Source organism: Mesoplasma tabanidae (assembly GCF_002804025.1).
GTDB classification, from domain to species: domain Bacteria; phylum Bacillota_I; class Bacilli_A; order Mycoplasmatales; family Mycoplasmataceae; genus Mesoplasma; species Mesoplasma tabanidae.
The window spans coordinates 458,483-480,145 of sequence record NZ_CP024969.1; the positions used below are offsets into that span (position 1 = coordinate 458,483).

General features: G+C 24.3%; 22 protein-coding genes. 3 read left to right on the forward strand and 19 right to left on the reverse strand.

The annotated features are described in order from the left end of the window. Window positions 1–31: 31 nt before the first annotated feature. The 7 genes from MTABA_RS02030 to MTABA_RS02060 form a co-directional block, all read right to left on the reverse strand. Complete coding sequence (locus MTABA_RS02030; protein WP_100679535.1) at window positions 32–2,653, reverse strand: valine--tRNA ligase; 2,622 nt, start codon at window positions 2,651–2,653, stop codon at window positions 32–34. 105 nt (window positions 2,654–2,758) lie between these two features. Then, window positions 2,759–3,274 carry a hypothetical protein gene (locus MTABA_RS02035; protein ID WP_100679536.1) on the reverse strand — a complete coding sequence of 172 codons (516 nt, stop codon included), beginning with the start codon at window positions 3,272–3,274 and terminating at the stop codon, window positions 2,759–2,761. 56 nt (window positions 3,275–3,330) lie between these two features. Beyond that, a complete protein-coding gene (locus MTABA_RS02040) occupies window positions 3,331–6,246 on the reverse strand; it encodes a cation-translocating P-type ATPase (RefSeq protein ID WP_100679537.1) in 2,916 nt (971 codons plus the stop codon). After that, entirely contained in the window at window positions 6,239–6,835 is a 597-nt protein-coding gene (gene yihA / locus MTABA_RS02045; RefSeq protein WP_100679852.1) for a ribosome biogenesis GTP-binding protein YihA/YsxC, read from the reverse strand. Before yihA ends, MTABA_RS02040 begins: the two co-directional genes overlap by 8 nt. An 8-nt stretch (window positions 6,836–6,843) precedes the next feature. Further along, window positions 6,844–7,389 carry a hypothetical protein gene (locus tag MTABA_RS02050; RefSeq protein WP_167373324.1) on the reverse strand — a complete coding sequence of 182 codons (546 nt, stop codon included), beginning with the start codon at window positions 7,387–7,389 and terminating at the stop codon, window positions 6,844–6,846. After that, window positions 7,382–7,990, reverse strand: coding sequence for a hypothetical protein (locus MTABA_RS02055; RefSeq protein ID WP_167373325.1), 609 nt, complete (start codon window positions 7,988–7,990; stop codon window positions 7,382–7,384). The genes MTABA_RS02050 and MTABA_RS02055 overlap by 8 nt, the downstream gene beginning before the upstream one ends. A 1-nt stretch (window position 7,991) precedes the next feature. Continuing rightward, window positions 7,992–8,663, reverse strand: a complete 672-nt coding sequence (locus tag MTABA_RS02060) for a hypothetical protein (RefSeq protein ID WP_100679540.1) — start codon at window positions 8,661–8,663, stop codon at window positions 7,992–7,994. Between the two features lie 79 nt (window positions 8,664–8,742). Between MTABA_RS02060 and MTABA_RS02065 the strand changes: the two genes are divergently transcribed. Then, window positions 8,743–9,450 (forward strand): hypothetical protein, encoded by a 708-nt coding sequence (locus MTABA_RS02065; RefSeq protein ID WP_100679541.1) that lies wholly within the window; start codon window positions 8,743–8,745, stop codon window positions 9,448–9,450. Window positions 9,451–9,594: 144 nt separating this feature from the next. Then, window positions 9,595–10,560 carry an IS30 family transposase gene (locus tag MTABA_RS02070; protein WP_100679542.1) on the forward strand — a complete coding sequence of 322 codons (966 nt, stop codon included), beginning with the start codon at window positions 9,595–9,597 and terminating at the stop codon, window positions 10,558–10,560. 64 nt (window positions 10,561–10,624) lie between these two features. Here the strand turns inward: MTABA_RS02070 and MTABA_RS02075 are convergent, their stop codons facing one another. The 9 genes from MTABA_RS02075 to holA form a co-directional block, all read right to left on the reverse strand. Next, a complete protein-coding gene (locus MTABA_RS02075) occupies window positions 10,625–11,005 on the reverse strand; it encodes a Rossmann-fold NAD(P)-binding domain-containing protein (protein WP_244166534.1) in 381 nt (126 codons plus the stop codon). 38 nt (window positions 11,006–11,043) lie between these two features. After that, window positions 11,044–11,232: a Rossmann-fold NAD(P)-binding domain-containing protein gene (locus MTABA_RS03935; RefSeq protein ID WP_208611717.1), complete on the reverse strand. Its 189-nt coding sequence runs from the start codon at window positions 11,230–11,232 to the stop codon at window positions 11,044–11,046. Between the two features lie 120 nt (window positions 11,233–11,352). Next, entirely contained in the window at window positions 11,353–11,517 is a 165-nt protein-coding gene (rpsU, locus tag MTABA_RS02080; RefSeq protein ID WP_011183260.1) for a 30S ribosomal protein S21, read from the reverse strand. A 106-nt stretch (window positions 11,518–11,623) separates the two neighbouring features. Further along, window positions 11,624–12,502 (reverse strand): MSC_0882 family membrane protein, encoded by an 879-nt coding sequence (locus tag MTABA_RS02085; RefSeq protein ID WP_100679543.1) that lies wholly within the window; start codon window positions 12,500–12,502, stop codon window positions 11,624–11,626. Further along, on the reverse strand, window positions 12,502–12,750 hold the full coding sequence (locus MTABA_RS02090) for a TIGR04561 family membrane protein (protein ID WP_100679544.1): 249 nt from the start codon (window positions 12,748–12,750) through the stop codon (window positions 12,502–12,504). The genes MTABA_RS02085 and MTABA_RS02090 overlap by 1 nt, the downstream gene beginning before the upstream one ends. 108 nt (window positions 12,751–12,858) lie before the next feature. Next, window positions 12,859–14,592, reverse strand: coding sequence for an aspartate--tRNA ligase (aspS, locus tag MTABA_RS02095; protein ID WP_100679545.1), 1,734 nt, complete (start codon window positions 14,590–14,592; stop codon window positions 12,859–12,861). After that, entirely contained in the window at window positions 14,576–15,841 is a 1,266-nt protein-coding gene (gene hisS, locus MTABA_RS02100) for a histidine--tRNA ligase (RefSeq protein WP_100679546.1), read from the reverse strand. Before hisS ends, aspS begins: the two co-directional genes overlap by 17 nt. A 100-nt stretch (window positions 15,842–15,941) precedes the next feature. Continuing rightward, the gene (locus MTABA_RS02105; protein WP_100679547.1) at window positions 15,942–17,372 is read right to left on the reverse strand and encodes a hypothetical protein; all 1,431 of its coding nucleotides are present in this window, start codon (window positions 17,370–17,372) and stop codon (window positions 15,942–15,944) included. Further along, window positions 17,365–18,324 carry a DNA polymerase III subunit delta gene (gene holA, locus MTABA_RS02110; RefSeq protein WP_100679548.1) on the reverse strand — a complete coding sequence of 320 codons (960 nt, stop codon included), beginning with the start codon at window positions 18,322–18,324 and terminating at the stop codon, window positions 17,365–17,367. Before holA ends, MTABA_RS02105 begins: the two co-directional genes overlap by 8 nt. A gap of 137 nt (window positions 18,325–18,461) precedes the next feature. Here holA and rpsT point away from each other — a divergent pair, with 137 nt between their 5' ends. Continuing rightward, window positions 18,462–18,707, forward strand: coding sequence for a 30S ribosomal protein S20 (gene rpsT, locus MTABA_RS02115; protein WP_100679549.1), 246 nt, complete (start codon window positions 18,462–18,464; stop codon window positions 18,705–18,707). Between the two features lie 42 nt (window positions 18,708–18,749). On the opposite strand, the gene MTABA_RS02120 is transcribed toward rpsT, so the two are convergent. The 3 genes from MTABA_RS02120 to rbfA form a co-directional block, all read right to left on the reverse strand. Continuing rightward, on the reverse strand, window positions 18,750–20,639 hold the full coding sequence (locus MTABA_RS02120) for an MBL fold metallo-hydrolase (protein WP_167373326.1): 1,890 nt from the start codon (window positions 20,637–20,639) through the stop codon (window positions 18,750–18,752). Between the two features lie 109 nt (window positions 20,640–20,748). Next, window positions 20,749–21,243, reverse strand: a complete 495-nt coding sequence (locus tag MTABA_RS02125) for a hypothetical protein (protein WP_100679550.1) — start codon at window positions 21,241–21,243, stop codon at window positions 20,749–20,751. A gap of 56 nt (window positions 21,244–21,299) precedes the next feature. Beyond that, window positions 21,300–21,650, reverse strand: a complete 351-nt coding sequence (gene rbfA, locus MTABA_RS02130; protein ID WP_100679551.1) for a 30S ribosome-binding factor RbfA — start codon at window positions 21,648–21,650, stop codon at window positions 21,300–21,302. Window positions 21,651–21,663: the final 13 nt, after the last annotated feature.

Sequence of the window (21,663 nt, forward strand, 5' to 3'; positions counted from 1 at the left end):
ATAACAAAAAAACGGTGTTTTTACCGTTTTTTTACATTTTATTTAGTTTATCTTGAATTAGTTCTAATTGTTGTTTGTATAATTCATATTTTTCTTTTTCTTCTTCTATTTTTGAAGGAGCTGCTTTTGATATGAAATTTTCATTACTTAACATTCTTTCAGATCTATTTATTTCATTTTCAAGTTCTTTTTTCTTAGTTGCTAATTCTTCTAACATTTTTTCTTTATCAATGAAATCATCGTTAGGAATTTCAATAAAGAAGTCAAGTACAGACAAACTTGTTGTTTCGCTAATCAAAGATTCATTGATTGATAAATTTGCATTAAGAAACTCATTTAAAAAGTTATTTATTTCTAAATTATATTTAGTTATTATTTCTAAATTACCATTAGTTGCATTTCAATTTAAAACCACATTATTCTTAATATTATTTGCTGCTCTAAATTCTCTTATTGAATTAATTAATTCAATAACAACATTAATGTAATCTGTTTCAAATATAAATTCTTTATCAAATCAACTTTCTTCTAAAATAGAGTTTTTCATGTCTAATGATTTATAAATATGTTCAGTTACAAATGGCAAGTATGGATGCAACATAATCAATATATTTTTTAATAAATAAACAATTGTTTGTTGAGTAGCTTCTTTTGTTTTTGGATTATTTAAATTAACTTTTGCAAATTCAATATATCAACTACAGTATGTATTTCACACAAAGTCATAAAGCATTTTACCAGCAATTGCAAATTCATATTTATCTATTAAGTAATTAACTTGTTTTGAAACTTTGCTAAATTCTGTTAAAACTCATTTATCAGTTTCGTTTAGAGAATTTGAATTTAAGATTGCTTGTTCTTCTCAAGGTTTAAAGTCTTCTTCCAAATTCATTAAAACATATCTTGATGCATTTCATAATTTATTAATGAAATTTCAACCAGCTTTAACTTTAGAATCACTATATCTGATATCTTGTCCAGGTGTTGAATTAGTTAATAATGAAAATCTTAATGAATCAGAACCATTGTTAGCAATTACATCCATTGGATCAATCCCATTACCTAATGATTTACTCATTTTTGTTCCATGTTCATCTCTTACTAAACCATGTATTAATACATCGTTAAAAGGTATTTGCCCAGTATATTCAATTGTTTGAAATATCATTCTTGAAACTCAAGAGAAAATAATATCATGACCGGTTACTAAAACACCATTTGGTAAATATTCTTTAAAATATTTAGATTCAAATCCTTCTCCACGCATTAATGTGGCAAAAGGTCATAAACCAGATGAAAATCATGTATCAAGCACGTCTTCATCTTGAATTCAATTTTCTGCATCTTTAGGCGCTTCCATACCCACATAAATTTTTGTTTTATCTTCTTTGTTATATCAAGCTGGAATTCTGTGACCTCATCATAATTGTCTTGATATAGTTCAATCATGAATGTTTTCCATTCATTTTTTTAATACTTGATCAAAACGTTCAGGGAAAAACCTAATCTTATCATTGCTTTCTTGAAGCTTTAAAATCATGTCAGCAAAACTATCCATTTTAACAAATCATTGATCACTTAAATAAGGTTCTACTATTGCATTACTTCTTTCACTAAATCCAACTTGATGAATCATAGGTTCTGCTTTAATAAAAGTTTTTTCTTTTGTTAAATTTTCAATAATTTTATTTCTTGCTTCAAAACGGTCTAAACCTTGGTATTCTTGTCCACCCATTTCATTTATTGTTCCGTCTTCATTCATACATATTGGTTTTTCTAAATTATGACGAACAGCAATTTCAAAATCATTTAAATCATGTGCTGGAGTACATTTCATAACTCCAGTACCAAAATCTAATTCTACATAATCATCAGCAATAATTGGAATTGCTTGCTTATTAACTGGATTAATCGCATTTTTCCCAATAAATGATGTATATCTTTCGTCTTTAGGGTTAACAACTAAACATTGATCAGCAAACATTGTTTCTGGTCTTGTTGTTGCAACATTTAAAAATTCATTAGTTCCTTGAATCATGTATTTAAAGTGATACATAAACCCTTCAACTTCTTTATAAATAACTTCAACATTTGAAATTGCAGTTTTTTGCATTGGGTCTCAGTTAACTATTCTTTTACCTTTGTATATTAATCCTTTATTGTAAAAATCAACAAATATTTCTGTAACTATTTTATTAATATCATCATCCAATGTAAATTTTTCCATACTGTAATCAAATGCAAGACCTAATTTAGATCATTGTTGTCTAATGATTGCGGCATATTCATGTTTTCATTTTCAAGCTTGTTCTAAGAATTTTTCTCTTCCTAATTCAAAACGACTAATACCTTGTTCTCTAAGTTTTGCTTCTACTTTAACTTGAGTACTGATACCAGCATGATCCATCCCTGGTAAATAAAGTACATCAAATCCATTTAATTTTTTAAATCTAATAATGGCATCTTGCAAACTTCCATCTCATGCATGCCCAATGTGCAGCTTACCTGTTACGTTTGGTGGAGGTAAAACAATTGAAAATTTTGGTTTTTTAGAATCTGGATTAGCTTTGAAATACTCATTTTGAATTCATCATTCGTATCTATTTTTTTCAACTATTTCATAACTATATTTAGCTTCTAATTCTTTTTTCATTTCTATTATCTCCATTTCAATATATTAATTTTATAATATTTACTCTTTAACAAAAAGTGAAACTTCCAATTTTAAGTAGAAGTTTCACTTTTTAATGATTTTTTATTATTTACAAGGTATATATCTAAATGATTTTCCTAATTCAGTATTATTAATTTTTTTGTATTTTCTAAATTGATAAATCAATACATCAAATTTATCTTCGTCAACAAAACCTTCTTCGTTGATCATTGATTCATTTATATAAATATTTTTTACACTTAAACATATATTAGCGATTCCATTTTTTAATAGTTCGCCTTCATAAAATGCTTCAATATATAATGTCGTATTTTCGATATAATCAATTTTAAAATCGCTTTTTACCAACTTTAAATTAGTTTTAGCTATTTTATCTATAACAAGCTCTTTTCCTTTTATTACATTTGTTTTTGATGCAGAGAAGTTTGCTATTTTTTCAATTTTATTTCACATTTGTGATGGAACAACATTTAATATTAATTTTTTATTTAATTTAATATTTTCATAAGCTTTTGATGTTGAATTAGGTATTAAATCCAATATTGGTAATAGACAAACAGGAAATCCTCAGTAAATAGTTTTAGTTTCTAATTTCTTCATTGTTTAGCTTTCTGTATTTTAATTTATTATAAACAAAAAATAATGAGATGAACTCATTACTTTTTATGTTTTTTATTTTGTTCTTTTACATCTTGATTAATCATTTCAGCAATTAGCATTTGATTTTTTTGTCAATTACCAACTGATAAATGATATGAGTAAAATACAATTGCATCAATTAATAAAATCAATAAAAATGGAACTATTGAAATTGCAAATGCTACAAACATAATTCAAATATTATCACTTGTTCATTTTGCTGTTTCTTTTGAATATCCCACTAATCCTAAAACACTTTCATTTAAACCTGGAATTGTTATAACTCCAACTGATAAAACTAAAGCAATTAATGACGCATAAATTAAAGGTTTTGAAACTTGTAATTTAATTTTTTTAGATGCTTTTCAATTTGATATTTTTATTAAATGAGCAAAAAACAATGGTGACATAACAATTGTTATAAACATTGCAGTTCTTCCAAAAACAATATATTCATCTAAAAGTTTATTTCTTTCAATAGCTGATAAACTACTATTCATAATTGCATGTATTTGATCTAATCAGTTTGTTGAATCTAAACTTATTTTTCCAATATATTCGCCTGAGTTAAATACATTGTTTCAAGTTTTAATGTCTGTTGCCATCATTCCAATAAAGAATGAAGCAACTGAACATAATGCTGATAGTACTCCAATTTTAATGATAGGAAGTATTATTCCTTTTAATAATCCATTTTTTCCAACTTGTGGTTTAAGTTTCATTAAAGTGTCATCTAATGGACCCATTCCAATAGCAATAGCTAAACATGATTCTACTATTAAGTTAATGTATAAAATATTTGTTGCTTCTAATGGTGATATTTTAAAAATTAATGAAATTATTAAAATAGATAAAACGTTAGCTAAGTTGAATCCCATTAATAAAGTAATTGCTCGCTTAATTTTTTGATAAACGTTTCTTCCTTCATTAACTCCAGTCATAATAGTTGCAAAGTTATCGTCAGTTAAAATAACATCACTCGCTTGTTTTGCCACATCAGTACCTGTAATACCCATAGCAACCCCAATATCAGCTTTACTTAAACTTGGTGCATCATTTACTCCATCACCAGTCATTGAGACAATATATCCCTTTTTCTGTAATGTAGCAACAATCTTAACCTTATGTTCTGGGTTAACACGAGCAAATACTCTTATGTTATCAATAACTTCTTCTAATTCTGCATCAGACATAGTATCAAGTTTATCTGATGAAATAACTTGCTTTTCATCATAAGCTAATCCTAAATCTCTAGCAATAGCTAAAGCAGTAATCGCATGATCACCTGTAATCATACAAACTTCAACTCCAGCAGCATGAGCCTCTTCAATTGCTTGAACAGCTTCTTTTCTAACTGGGTCAATCATTGCAACTGCTCCAATAAAAGTAAGACCCTTTTCTTCAAGTTTATTATTTTTAACTTCTTTATAAGCAAAAGCTAAAACTCTTAATGCATCATCACTTAAATTAATACTTGCACGCATAATTTCATGTTTATGAGATTCAGTTAATTTAATAACTTTATTTTCAATCATTATATGATCACAAATACTTAATAATTGGTCTATAGCACCTTTTGTAAATGCTATAGTTTTTTTATCAACAGTATTTAAAGTACTCATTAACTTTCTTTCACTATCAAAAGGTATTTCATCAATTCTTTCGAATTTCTTACGGTAAACTAGTTCATCAATTCCCATTAACTCAGCAAAATCTACTAACGCTAATTCTGTTGGATCTCCAATTCTTTCATTTCCCTCAGTAATACTATCATTTGGTAAAACTAAAGCTTTAAGTAATAATTCTTTTTGAATACTTTTATCTAATTCAAGATATTCATCTGAATCCATAATTCTATTATTATCAATAACTTTTTTGACTGTCATTTTATTTTGAGTTAATGTACCAGTTTTATCTGTACAAATAACATTAACTGAACCTAAAGTTTCAACACTTGCTAATTTTTTAACAATAACATTATTATTTGCCATTCTTTTTGTTGAAAAACTCAATGTAATAGAAATTACAGCTGCCAATGATTCTGGTATAACACCAATTGCTAAAGTAATTGCAACCATTAAATAACTAGCTCATGCTTCAAATCCACCAACTAAAGATAATAATAAAAAAACAAAAATTCCTATTAAACCTGCTACACAACTAATCACATATCCAAATTTACTAATTTTTTTCTCAAGCGGAGTTTCAGACTCTTCGTTTTTATCAATAGCTTCTGAAATTTTCCCTATTTCTGTGTTTAAACCAGTTCCAATAACAATACCTACAGCTCTACCAGCTGTAGTAAATGTTGACATGAATGCTATATTAGTTTTTTCTGCTAATATAGTTGTCTCTTTTATTGCTTTATGTGTTTTTTCAACAGGAACTGATTCACCAGTTAAAATTGCTTCATCGATCATGAAATCAGCTGATTGAACAATTCTTAATTCAGCAGGAACATATTTACCAGCTTCAAGAATTACAATATCACCAACTACAAGATCAGATGCATCTATTTCTTTTTGATTATGTTCTCTTAAAACTACAGCCTTTGGCTTAGAAAGTGACTTAAGTGCGTCAACACTCTTTCTAGCTTTAACTGTTTGAATTGTTTCTAAAACAGCATCAACAATAACAATAAGCATAATAACAACAAAATCTATAAATTCATGAAAACCTAATTTTTCACCAGGAGATGAAATTAATGGTGCTACAACTGATATAACAGCAGCAAACATTAATATTAATTGTAATGGTTCAAGAAACGCATGCAAGAATGTAACTCATCAAGGAGTAACCTTTGCAGTTGGTAATTCATTTTTACCATTCTCTATAAGTCTTTTTTTTGCTTCTTCTTCTGTTAAACCTGTTTTTATATCACTATCTAACTTATTTTCAATTTCTTTTATCTGACTACTCTCTCAACTATCCATTTTCTACCTCTAATAATCTAATTAAAGCATCATAGCTCTCTTTAATATTTATTTTATCTAAATTTGAAACTTTAACAAACACATCATTTTGATCAAACTCTAAAGTTTCTTTTATTAATTTTTCATTTTTTGCAATTTCATTTCTTTTTAATTTATCTAACTTTGTTCCAATCATTAATACTGGAATATCATTAGCTTTTAAAAAGTCATACATTTGAATATCATCATTTGTTGGTTTGTGTCTTAGATCTACTAACATACAGACAAGTTTAAGATTTTCTCTTGTTATTAAATAATCCTCCATCATAATACCAAACTCAACTTTCATTGAATTAGAAATTTTAGCATAACCATATCCAGGTGCATCCACAAGTCTAAAACTACTATTGTTAATATCGAAGAAATTTAATAATCTTGTTTTACCTGGTGTGTTAGCTACTTTAGCTAATTTTTTATTATTTGCTAAAGTATTAATAAAACTTGATTTACCAACATTACTTCTTCCTACAAAACAAACTTCTGGAATGTTATCTTCGATTCAACCAGACTTATTTGCTGCAGATTTAATAAATACACTTTGTTTAAACATTTTACCTCCTAAATAAATTCTGTTTTCATTTTTAATTCAATTAAAAAGTCCTTTAATTCTCAATGATATGAAACTTTTATTATGTCATATTCTTTATTTTCTTTAATTTTAAAAATTATTTTTTTACGTTTAATATCATTTTTAATTATTTCTATTTCTTCAATATCAAAAACTTTATCTCATATAACTATTTTTTTGTTCTTAGCAACTACATATATTGATTTAATTTTATTTTGAATTAAAGTTATCCAAGCAATTAGCATTATCATGTACATGACACAGATGATTGATTGTACTAATAAAATTACATTTGTCATATATACTAAACAAGCAATTGTGATAACAACAAATACAAAACTAAATATTATTAATGATATCAAATAACCAAAACATATATATAATAATTTTAAATTTTGAAAATATTTACTATCTTGTTTAATCAACTCTTGAATCTGTTTGAAGTATTTTCAATCTTTTACAGCAATATAGAATGAATACGCCATTAAAAATAAACTTATTATTAATGGAAATATAATTATTCTCATTTTACTCATTCTCCAATCTGAATTTTGAAATGATAGATTTTAGTTTTAAGTCATTAGACACAAAATACATTTCTTCGTTTTTCGTTTTTAAGTAAATAGTTTTTAAATATTTACCATTAAAATTTCAAATATAATTTTCAACTAATATAACATTATTAAATTTTATAATTTTAAATTCTGCGCCATTATCTAAAACAATTCTTTTATTACTTACATAAATTAGTGTTTTTTCTAAATCACTTTGTTTTTCTTTTATTTTAAAAAGAGAATAATTTTTTTTAAGTTTTTTAATGTACTGATCATACTCGTCATCAAACTCTTTTTTCTTATTATTTTTATTTACAATTTCATTAAAAGAAACTTCTAATTCATCAACAAAATAAATGCTTTCATTTTCTGAAAGTTCAAATTTTGTTTTAATAGGTTTTATTTTTTTAAGTATTTCGTCTTCCACTTTTTTGTATTCAGCAATTTCTTTTAGATATTCATCATTAATTACTTTAAAAGGTTTGTGTTTAACTGAATAAATATATGACAGAATTCCAACAATTAAAAGTATTATTGCATATAAAATTATTATGCAAATTGCAATTATAAATTTTGAGTCCATTTTATTCTTCTTCAAAATCCATTTCATATTGTGATCAAATATCAATTAAATTAATTAATGATTCTGCTTTATTTAATATTTCTAAAAATTCATATTTTTTTTCTTCGTTTATAGCTCTATCAATTTTAAGTAAATTTATCATTAATTTACTTGCTTCTCTTAAATCATTTAGATTAGATTCTTCAATTGCTATTTTTAAAACTTTGAAAAATTCACTTTCATTATCATAAACATTTTTAAATTCAGAAAGTGATTCATTATAAATTTCATTAACTTTTTTTATTATTACTTCTTTAAATATTTCTAAAATATTTTCTTGATTTACAATTATTTCTTTTGCCTGAGTTTTAGCTTCTATTGAATCTGTAAATTTAAATAAAAATTCATTAGGTGCTAAAAATTTGCTCATAGATATAGCTATTTGCAAATCTGAAATTATTTCAAATTCTTCTTTATGGTTTAAAGATTTAATCTCTATTATTAAATCTTTTTCTATGTCTTTAAGTTCATTTAACATTTTAGTTAAGTTTTCTAACTCTTCAACTTCATTTAGATTATCCAAAAGATTTGTTAATTCCTTTTTGTTTTTTAACTCAGCTTCAACATTTTCTAAACTTGAAATAACAATTGCTAAACCTGGTTCTAAAAAATCAACTTCGATTTCCTTATTCATCTTCTTTCTCCTTTTAAAGTATAATTATATTTAATTATACCTTATAATATAAAAAAGAATAAAAAATAGAGGAGTTATAATGATTCAAATTTTTAAATTAAAAGAACTAAATCAAAGTGAATTAGATCACATAGAAGAACTAAATTCGTGATGAGATAAACCAATAAATAAGAAAATACAAAAATGCAAAACTTTTATTTCAAAATTTGGATTGCAGCCAAATGATTACATAACATTTGATAATCTAAATGAAGTTTCTTTTAATGATTTTATAAAGGGCGTAAATAACTATTTAAACTTTTATACGCCTAAATTAAAAACAATAGTTAGTGAAAGACATGCTTTTAAAAAATTTGACAAGTCAATTATTAATTATATGCAACTTAATGGATATGCAACATCAATAAGCACAATAGCTTCATTTTATGCTGAAAAAGTTGATAATGATTTAACTAAATTTAATAAAAAAGAAGCCATTAGTTTTGCAAATAAAGTTTTAATTGAAAAGTGAAATAAATTTAAAAGAGAAGTTTTATCTAACTTTGGTGGAAATGAAATAATTAAAGATGTTATTAAAGGTATTTTTGAAAATGAAGTTATATACGATGATGTTTTATTTGATTCTAGAGTTATTATTAATACAATTGTTAAATATACATCAAATTTATTAAAAAGAACTGAAGTTACAGAAAAACAATTTCTAAATATAATGTACTTAGCTTACTTACAAGCAAATTTCATTGAATCTTTTATTTATATTTATAATGGATTTATAATTAATCTTTAAATTACAAAAGAATATTAAGTGATTTACTTAATTACGAATTAAAATTGGAACTGCAACACTTATGAGAAAATAATCTCATAGGAATTGCAGTTTTTTTGATACAAAAAAGCAACTTCTGACCGATCAAAGCCCAAAGGAGTTACCATGAATAATTATAAACAAATATCTTTAAAAGAAAGAACTTTAATTGAATATCTATTAAATGTTCAAAATAAATCAGTTTTTTTCATAGCTAAAGAACTAAATAGAAATAGATCAACTATTTACAGAGAAATTAAAAGAAATAAAGCAGCTATGATTTATAAAGCCAAGGATTCACAATTTACTAGAGATATTAATAATACCTTATCTCATCAAAATAAAATAAGTAAATATAATGAATTCTTGAGATTTCTTTATGTTAATTTTAATCCAAAAAGTTTTAGCATTGATGTTTGTGTTTTTAAAGCCAAAGAACTTGGGATTAAAACACCAACAACCCAAACTGTTTACAATTGAATTAAGAATAAGCAAATAAAAATTAAATCAAAAGATTTATTGAGACCTAGGTTTTGATGAAAAAAGTCTAGTAAATATAAGCATTATCTATGAGAAATATCAAAAATGAATTCCATTCCAATTACTTATAGACCTAAAAATATTAATCAAAGAAAAGACATTGGTCATTTTGAAATTGATTTAATTGTTAGTTCTGGCAATAGTTCAAAAGCCATAATGACACTAGTTGAAAGAGTTACCAGAAAAGGTTTTGCAATTAAATTAGAAAATAAAACTATGAAACATACAAATGAAAAATTAAAAGAATTAATTGGAAAAGAAAATTTAAATATTAAATCTATTACTAAAGATAATGGTATGGAATTTAATCTTTTACATGAAGTCACACAAGAATTAAACGTACCACTTTATACATGTAATACCTACGCTTCTTGTGAAAAAGGAACTAATGAAAATTTTAATGGTTTGATTAGAAGATATTTACCTAAGAAAACTAATTTTACAAATTTAAAAGATGATAATATAATAGAAATATTAAATGAAATAAATAAAATGCCTCGTAAAATTCTGAACTATAAATCAGCTCAGGAATTTTATGAGACATTCGGTTAGAAGTGTTGCACTTCCAATTTTAATTTATAATTAAGTGATTTACTTAATATTCTTTTTAAATTTATTAATAAACTTTTATTTCTTGACCATTTATATCGCTTTCAATAACATTAATAAATGCATCTGCTGCTTTTGCAACAGGAATTGCTTTGATACCTTTAAAATAATCTCCATATAGATTAAGTGACTCATCAAAAATTGAAGGACTTATAGAATTTATTCTTATATTTTTCTTAAGATCATAAGCAGCTGCTTTTGCAAAAGCCATAACAGCTCCATTAGTTAAAGCTAACATTGTTCCTTCTTTTATAGGCTCATCTTTAGCTTTACCAGTAATCAATGTGATACTTCCTGTTTCATTAATAAAGTTGATTCCAATCAATACTGTATTTACTTGTCCTAACATCTTATTATTGATAGAAAACATTATATCTTCATTACTCAAATCTTCAATTGGTTTAATCGCTGCTGATCCCGCTGCAACTATAATATGATCTCATTACCAATTTTTTCAAACATTGCTTCAATACTTTCTTTTGAGGTCATATCTACATGAACATCACCAGAAGTTCTTCCAGCAGTAATTATTTGATAAGAGCTATTTTTAGTTTTCAATTGTTGTACTATTGCTGATCCTAATGTTCCACAGCCACCTAAAATTAATACTTTCATTTGTTTCCTCCGCATTTATTAAATAAATTATATATGATAAATATTTTAAAGACTCATTTATTACTGTCATAAAAAAAAGATGCATAAAGCATCTTTTAGCAATTTACTTGCCATTATTAATTATTTATATTTACGGTTTTGTTTTTGTTTGTAAATTCTTTTTTCTTTTTTACTTAGGTGATACTCACGTTTTCTAGCTTCAGCTTTATTAGATGATGCTACTTTTTGAAATCGTTTAAGAGCTTTTTCGATTGATTCTCCCTCGTGTACGATAATACTTGCCATTTTTTCAACTCCAATTCAATAAACTATTAATATTTTATCTTAATTTGTCTGTAAATTACAAGACTTTTATAAAAAATTAATTTTTTAACTTTTTTTATTAAACTTTTTATAAGAATCATCAAAGTTTTTTGTCAGACTTTTTTCTAATAATAAAGTATGGAATAAACACTACAAATAATACAATCGCTAATATCGTAAAGAAAATTAACATGCAAAATTTATTTGCTGCCTTTTTTAAAGCAAGTTGTTGATCAACTGGAATAATTTCATATCCATAAAATGAATCAATATTTCCTTTTCTTGAATAATTAAACATCAAAGAAAAAATTTGAATTATAGCTGTTAAAGATAAAACAACAATAAAAATCATTATTTCAGAATCTAAATTTATCTTATCTGATTTATTAATTAAAAATAAAATTAATGTTGTTAAACCACCGTATAAATAAATTCCAAAACACGCTCAATTTAAAAATATATGTCTTTTAACTATTTTTTTATAACTTTTTATAATAAAGAATGGGATTCTTTCTTTTCCCATCAATAAATCTGATTTATAACCTTTAACATCAATTAAAATATGTCTTAAATCTATTAAAGCTATTATCATAACTATAGAACTTAAAACTAAAATAGATATCATGATAGCAACACTGGGAATTAATTTTGGATCAATTTTCAAAAAGTTTTGCCCATCACTTAATTTTATATAATTTAAAGCAATAAAGAATATTGAAACAGTAGCACAAATGATTGAAGCAAACATTAAGAAAGCAATCTTATATTTTTCCATTTTAATTTCTTTTGCGATTCTTTTATTTACATTAACAGCTTCTAATTCTTTTTTGGTAAATTCTGGAGTTAATCCTCTAAATTTTTTATCACCAAATACTGAATCACTTGAATTAACATAATTAGGATTATTTATTTTATTTTGCTCATTTGGATTTGGTTGTTGAATTCCATTTATAATTTCATTATTCATTATTTATTTTCCCTTTCTTTTGATTTTGTTTCTCTAATTATTGAGTTTATTTCTTCATCTATTTTAATTTTTTCAAGTTCTAAATTATTACTGCTTTTATCCATTTTAGTCTTTGTTACAACAAACTTTGTTAAATAAATAAGCAAAGAAGCTAACATAAGTGATGCAAAGAAAATAAAAATAAATAAAAATGGTATTGGTTTTCCAAATATGACTAAAGCATTATTTACATCAAATATTCCCTTCATATCATTTCTCCTTTAAATAATTTTATCATTTTTTAGTTTATATTGTTTTTATGATTAAATTACTACAATATAAAAAACTAAACAATTAATGCTTAGTCTTTATTTGCTTTATTTCATTGTTTTAATATTTAACTCAGTTAATTGTTTTTCTTCAACATAACTTGGTGCATCATTCATCATATCAATGCCTTTTGAATTTTTAGGGAACGCAATAACATCTCTAATTGATTCAGAATTAGTTAATAACATAATTACTCTATCAATTCCAAAAGCAAATCCTGCATGGTTTGGGGCCCCATATTTATATGCATTAATAAATCATCCAAAATTTTTCTCAATAGTTTCATCATCTAATCCAACAGCTTCAAACATTCTTTGTTGAATTTCAGAATCTGTAATACGGACTCCGCCACTTCCAAGTTCAAATCCATTTAATACTAAATCATAAGAATCAGCAATTGCTTCTTCTTTATTAGTTTCAAAATCAGCAATTGACTTAATGTTTGGCATTGTAAATGGGTTATGAGCTGCTACATATCTTTCTTCTTCATCACTTCATTCATATAATGGGAAATCAATAATTCATAATAATTTATAATCATTAGGATCTGTTAGATTTAATATTTCAGCAGCTTTATTTCTAACTGCTCCTAACATATCTGATATTTTGTCATATTTAGCAACATTTAATAAAATAGTTGCTTTATTTTTGATATTAAATTGTTTAATTAAAGCTTCTTTTTCACTATCTAATAAAGTAGATGCAATTGAACCACTTCATGTACCATTTTCATATTTAGCAAAAGCTAAATTGTTAAAGTTTTTTTGTTTTGCTGTTTCCGTTAAAGTTTCTAATTGTTTTTTACTTAATAATTCTTCAACACAAATTCCTCTAATTGTTAGATTATTTTCTTTGAAACCTTCAAATAATTTAATTTCAGTATTAGCAAAAATTTCATTTAAAGTATTAATTTTTAAATCAAATCTAATATCTGGTTTATCACTACCATATAAATCGATTGCTTCTCTAAAAGGCATTTTGATTAATTTTTCTTTAAAATCAATTCCCTTAACTTCTAAGAATATTTTCTTAATTACCTTTTCAATTTGATCTTGAACTTCAGCAGCTGTTGCAAATGACATTTCCATATCTAATTGTGTAAATTCAGGTTGACGATCATTTCTTAAGTCTTCATCTCTAAAACATCTAACGATTTGGTAATATTTATCAAAACCACTAACCATTAATAACTGTTTATATAATTGTGGAGATTGAGGTAAAGCATAGAAAGTATTTTTATTTAATCTTGAAGGAACTAAATAATCTCTTGCTCCTTCTGGTGTTGATTTACCAAAGTATGGAGTTTCAACTTCAACAAAACCATCTGCTTCAAATTCATTACGAATAATACTATTTACTTTTGCTCTTAAAAGCATATTACTTTGTATTTTTTGGCGTCTTAAATCTAAATATCTATATGACATTCTTGTTTCTTCTGAAACTTCTACGTCGTTTTCAATAACAAAAGGGGTTACTTTACTTTTATTAACTAACTCAATAGTTTCAACATCAATTTCAATCTCACCAGTAGCTATATCTTTGTTTTTTGATTTACGTTCAACTACTTTACCTGATATGGAAATCACATATTCTGGTTTTAAGTTAGCAATTAATTCTTGTTTTTTTTCACCAACAACAATTTGAGTAATTCCATAAAAGTCTCTTAAATCTATAAATGTTATTTGACCCATTTTACGAATTTTTTTAATTCATCCTTTTAGCGTAACTTCTTGATTTACATTTGTTATGTTTAATTGGTTGCAATTATGTGTTCTTTTCATTTCTTCTTTCCTCTTTTAAATATTTAACGATTTCATTAAACTTAACTTCTTTTACTTTGCCAGATTTTTGATCTTTTATTGCATAAATATCACTTTTCATAGAGTTATCACCTATAACAACTATTTTTTTAGCATTAGATCTTTCTGCGGATTTAAATCCTGTTTTTAAATTCTTAATATTTCAATTTGTATCAACTTTTAAATTTGCTTTTCTAGCTTCCATTAAAAGTTTATTAGTTATAAATTGTGCTTCTTCTGTTAAAGGTATGATAAATAAATCTAATTGATCATTATTTCCAACTTTTATACCTTGTTCATTAAGAATTAACATTATTCTTTCAATTCCAATTGCAAAACCACTAGCAGGCAAACTTGGTCCGCCTAATTCTTCTACTAAATTATTGTATGATCCTCCAGAAATAATAGCTTGGTCAGTTTTGGCATTTTTAAATTCAAAAACTAAACCTGTGTAATAATCTAAGCCTCTAACTAAGTTAAAGTTTATTTGTGTTTTAATTCCAAGTTGTTTCAATTGATTAAATGTTTCGCCCAATCTGTCTTTATTTTCTTGGCTAGCAAATTCAAACATTTTTGGAGCATTTATAAATTTACTTGCATCTATTTTACAGTCTAATGTACGTAAAACATTTTTATTAATTCTTGTTTTACAATCTGAGCATAAATCAGTAAACGAACTTAAATATTTTTTAAGTTCTACTTCATACATTTTTCTTTCGTCACCAGTTATTAAATAATTAATTTCTATAACTACGTCATTATTAATTTTTAGTTCATTTAAAAATGACTGACCTAGTGAAACCAACTCCACATCATGACTAATTGAATCTATGCCAAATGTTTCTACACCTAATTGATTAAATTGTCTATATCTTCCAGCTTGTGGCCTTTCATATCTAAAAATAGGTCCTATGTAAAATGCTTTAAAAGGTAAGTTTTCTTGAATGTACAATTTGTTTTCAATAACAGCTCTTACTGTTGGTGCTGTTCCTTCAGGTCTTAAAACATACTCACGTCCTTTGCGATCAGTAAACTCATACATTTCTTTGCTTACAATATCGCTTGTGTCTCCTACACTTCTAACAAATAATTCTTTTGATTCAAACATTGGAGTAACAATTTCACCATAGTTAAAAAGATTTAGAATTTTTCTAAATTTTTCTTCTACTATGTTTCATTCTTTTGAATTATTTAAATATAAATCTTGAGTTCCTCTAGGTTTTTGAATCATAAAATCTCCTTTTGCTTTAAATATTATAACATTTTCATTTCTTAACAAAGAATATGGATTTATAAAATAAAAAAAATGATAGAAATCTATCATTTAACTATTAGTTTTGTTCGTCTTCGTCAAATAATGAAGGATCTATTTCATAATGCTTTCCTTGCATAGCAGCCATTGTAGCATTTGTTTGCTCAGCTCTTGCTTTCATAATTTTTTGAAGATCTTTTTTAGGATTTATAATTACCATAAAAATTGAAAATAAAATTGTTACAAATGAAAATCCTAAAGTCAATATTGAAATTGTTATAATTGCACTTATTTGACTTGAAAAATTAGTTTTTATCAAATCAAAGAATGCTGCAAAATCCGCTGGAGTTGCAGTTTCTTTCCCTGTTTCAGCATCTTTTGATACAATTTTTAATTTTTCAAAAAATCCTCATTGACTTTCTATACTTTTTATTGAAATACTTGAAAATGAGTATGAAATAATTGAAATCATTAAAAATATAACTATAAATAGCGTAAAACCACTGATTCTATACTTTCTTTTTGAATCTTCTGTTTTTTTGCTAATCGAATATCCCATATATGCTATTCATACAAATAAAATAATTGAAAAAATGATTGGGAAAATTCCTGCAGATTGACTACCAAGTATATTTCAAACACTATTTATTGAATTAAAATCTTTGTACCCTTCTCTAGAATAGTGATCTTTATTCTTTAAATCAAAATCACCAAAAAGTGCTTTAAAGTATAAGTCTCCTTCTTTTAATTCAATTTTAACCGTGCTTGCATATATATATAAAGCAGTAAATAGAGCCGCAGTAATAACTAACAATATAGTTAAAATGATTTTAAGTAATGGCATGTATTTTGGTTTTGTTTTAAATGGATAAAATTTAGGATTCAAAAAAATGTTTTGAGGCATATTTCCACCCATATTTCCACCAAAGAAATTTTGTTGTTGATTAAAGTTTTGATTGTTGAAGTTTTGTTGATTAATATTTTCTGAATTAGTTGCTGTTTTTTTAGCTTCAGGATTAGTTTTTTCTTTTTCAGCTTTTTCTTTTGCTTCCTTTTCGGCTTTGTCTTTTGCTTCAGCAGCTATTTTTTCATCCATTTTTTTAACAAAATCAGCAGCTAATTTACCATTTAATTCTATATCTTCGATTGTAAAAAGTTCTTCTTCATTTGTTAGTGTTTTTCTTGTTGTTTTATAGTTTTCACTAATAAAACCTACAACACGTGAATATTCAGCATAGATTTCTTCACTATTTATTTCTTCTTCAGTTGCTTCAAATCTGTTTGAAACTTTAGTAATTTTTACATATGCTTTAGCAAACTCTGCAGCTATTTTTTTACGGTTATATCTACATTTAAATTTATCACTTTCTAAAAGTAATAATAAATCAATTAGTTTAATAACTTCTTTTCTGAAAGCTTCATCTTTTCTTAAATAGTATTTTAATTTATTGTTTTTTATAATGTTAAATATTAAATAAGAAATACTAATATAAATCTTTTTATTATCCATTTTTATCCTCCATATTTTTTATAAATTGATATTCAACTATATTATCTTTATCCATAGTGTTATTTAAAACACCTTGTTGAATAGAATATAATAATTTAATTTTATCATTTAATTTTTTAATGTTAAGTTTATTTGATAACGCAACTTTAACTCTATAGGGGTGAGCTTTAGTTATTTGAACTATTTCATCATTTCTCATACCTTGTTGTCTCATAACATTTACATCTCTAAAGAAAACTACAGTTGAACTTAATAGGGCTACCAATTTTGATATATCGTCATTCAATAATAAGTAATCTTTGTACAATTTTAGAAATATTTTTGTCTGATTATTTACAAAAGCATTAGATAGTTCAAAAATATCATTATCAATATATTTAGTTAAGTTATTTTTAATATCTTCAATTGTGATCACATCTGATTCTATATGAGAAAGTTTTGTTAATTCATTTGTTAATGTTTGCATATCCTTTGGAATTGATTGAAATATAAATGAAGCGTTTTCATCTGTTATTGATTTTTCACTTCTTGTAAAAAATGCCTTAATGTAATTTAAGACTTCAATTTCTTGCATAGGTTTAACATTTGTTAATTCCAAATTTTCTTCTAAGTATTTAACTAGTTTTAATCTCTTTGATATTCTTTCATTGTTCAAAGTAAATATAACTACATTATCTGTTTTGCTCTCAAGAATTTTATATAAAGCTTCTTCTGAATAATTTCTATGCAAGCTTATTTTTTCTTCTGTTGCAAATCAGGCATCACTTATTATTAATATTTTTGGTTCTCCAAATAAAGAAAAGGTATTTAATGTCGTGTATATTTCAGATATGTCATTATAAATTAAAGAATAATTTTCAATTTCATAATTTTTTTCAATTAGTAATCCCTTAACTAATTTATTAACAGTTTTTGTTAACAAAAAATGATCTTCAGAATAAATAAAATGCATGATTACCTCCACAAATGTTATTCTTATTTTATATCAATGTTTACATAAAAATGTTTAAAGAATAAAAATGTTTAATTTTATCTACTTATTTGTTATAATCTAAATTGTACTAAAAATTATATAAAGGAGTTGAAATTATGCCAAATATTAAATCACAAAAAAAACGTGTTTTAACTAACGAAAAATCAAGAGCTTCAAACAAAGCGATTAAATCTGAAATTAGAACAGCGATTAAAAAAGCTTTAGCTGCTAAAAAAGATGAAGCTACTGATGCAACAGATTTAATTAACCACGCAGTTAGTTTAATTGACAAAGGTGTTAAAAAAGGTATCTTAAAACCTAACAAAGCTGCAAGAGAAAAATCACGTTTAATGCAAGCGTAATTCTCAACTAAAAAAGAATAATGTAAGGCAACATAAGTTGCCTTATTTTTTTATGATTTTCATAGATTTAAATAAAACGAAAAAATTATTTGAACCATTTGTTATATAAAAATTTATTTTTAACCTTTTTAATGTATTTATAGTTTCTTGATGCGGAAACTTTTTATTTCCTCCTTCATTTTCTCCACTAATTAATGCAAAATCAGGGTTTATCAAATTAATGAAATCAAAAGATGAACTAGTTTTACTTCCATGATGACCGATTTGTAAAATATTCACTTTTTTTAAATTTAAAATATAAAGAAAATCTATCCTACTCATTAAGTGAATCTCTGTTTCTTTTTCAGAATCACCCATGAAAACTGTTCTTATACTGCCAACATCTACAATTAAAACTAAACTTTTATTATTTTCAGAATTAGCATTAGGATTAATAAAAGCATTTATAATAATATTTTTTATCTTAATAGTACTAATAAAATCATCATTATATATTATTTCATTTATTCTAAATTTCTCCTTCAAACTAAATAAATTATTATAGTGATCTTCATGATTGTGGGAAATAAAAATTAAATTAATTTTATTTATTCCTTGATATTTTAAAAAATCACTAACTAACTCAGAGCTTCTTTGTTTCCCAACTCCAGCATCAAATATTATTGTTATATTATTTCATTTGTTATGATAAACAAAGCTATTACCATTTCCTACATTTAGCATTGCTAAATACTCGCTAGGTTTAATTAGTCAATTTAAAAATCAAAACATAATAAATAAAAATATTCAAAAGGATTTTATTTTAAAAGTAATTAAGTCTGATGAAATGCAAACAATCATTATAAAACCAAAAACTAAAAATAAAATACTATAGCTTCCAACATTTATTATTAAACTTATTTTTTTAAATGCCGAAATAATAAGCACTAAAACTTGGTATAAGTTTGTTAAAAAATCTTTATTAATAAAATACAGTAATGGGGTAACTAAATAATAGATACTTATTACTGGTGACAGTAAAATTGCGTAAAAACTTGATGTTATATTTATTTGATAATTAAAATAAATATTTAATACATTTAACAATGTGTAAAAATAAATAAATTGTATTATTTTGCTATTTTTTTTATTTATAAAATAACTAAATAAAACAATTAAGTTAATATATCAAAATCCAGAACTAAATATAAAATTTGGGAATATTAGAATTAATAATGTTATTACAATCAAATTTTTTAGTTCACTTTTGTTTTTTAATTGTTTAAACAAACTTAAAATCTGTTTAATCATAATCCTTGTCATAATTAAGGGTCAACAAGTTATATAGTTTCAAGCAAGCGATATTGTAATAAATAATATAACAACTATTTTACTTTTATTTTTTTTAAAAAATTTAAATATTAAAAGCATGTTAATTATGTTAAAGTTGAGTAAAAAAATTAGACCTAAATCATTAAAATTTGAAGCAACTAAATCACTTGAATCATATCTATTTAAAAACAAAGTTTTTATTAATTCATGAGCTTCATTTAATTTAAAAACTTTGTATATTAAAACTCTTAAATTAAAATTATTAACTTCTTTTATGCTAGATACTTTTATCTGAAAGTTTACATATTCCTTTTTTAAGTAATCTTTAAAATCAAATTGATAATAATTGGCTGTACTATTTATATAACTCACTTTACCATTTATATGGACTTTCATTCCTACAACATAATTATTTTTATTTGCTTGTATATAAAATTTTGTATTCTGAATCTTAACTATAATGTAATTTGTTTTACATTTAATTATTTTTCCTTTACCTATTATTTCTTGTTCATTTTTAAAGCTATCTGAATTTCAATATAAATAAATCAAAAGTAAGGATATGAAAATTAATATCCAAGCTATTAAAAAATATTTTTTATATTTTTCTTGTACTGACATAAAATAAACTGCTATTAATAAAGTTAATAATAAATATATAATTTCATTCGTAAAAATAAAATAATAAATTGATACAACTGAAAGTAAAAATGAAAAATATACTATTGGTTTAAAATGTAATAAATTTATTAATTCCTTTTTCAAATAAAAATTTGTCATTTTTAGATTCACAAAAAAATTTCACCTCACTTTCAATAACTAAAGGTGGTTTAGATTGATTTAAAATTGAAAATAAAACAGTTGTTTCTTTTAAACTCAAGTTAAAAATTAATAATTGTTTTATATTAACCTCTTTAAATTTTACTTTTTGAACATATTTTTCTTTAATATCCAAAATAATAAAATCACTTTTTAAATCAATATTAATTTGTTCAAATCACCCGATATTACTATTAAAATTTTGGAATTCTGATCAATAATTTTTGTACTTATTTTTAGGTAATTTTTTTGGGTATGTAAAATTACTTATTGTGGTTTTAAATTCATATCTTATTTTAAAAATAAATTCTTGTTTTTTATCTAAATAACCTATATTAAAAACACTTGTTATAAAAACAAGAATTAAAACTAAAATTATTCCTATTAAATTCTTAGTTTTTCTCATACTAGTTATTAAGTTTAAAAAATAAAAAAAATCTACCTGAGTAGATTAATTTTTAACTATTTATTAACTTTGTTTAAGATTTCTTCAATTCTATTAGCATTTTCTAAACTTGTGTCGTATTCAAAAAATAAATCTGGAACAGTTCTTGTATTTAATTTATGTGCTAATTTCATACGAATTGTTTTTTTATTTTCTTCAAGTTCACTTGATATTAATTCTTTTGTTATTTCATTGTTTAACGGTAAGAATGATCAATAAATTTTAGCTATTTCACTATCATTTGTTAATCTTACTTCAGCAATTGAAAGAGCTCTTAAAATGTCATTTTTCATTTCTCTTTCAATAATAATTGTAAGTTCTCTTAAAATTGTAGCTTCTTTTCTACCTTTAATTTTGTGATTTGCCATAAATCCACCTCTA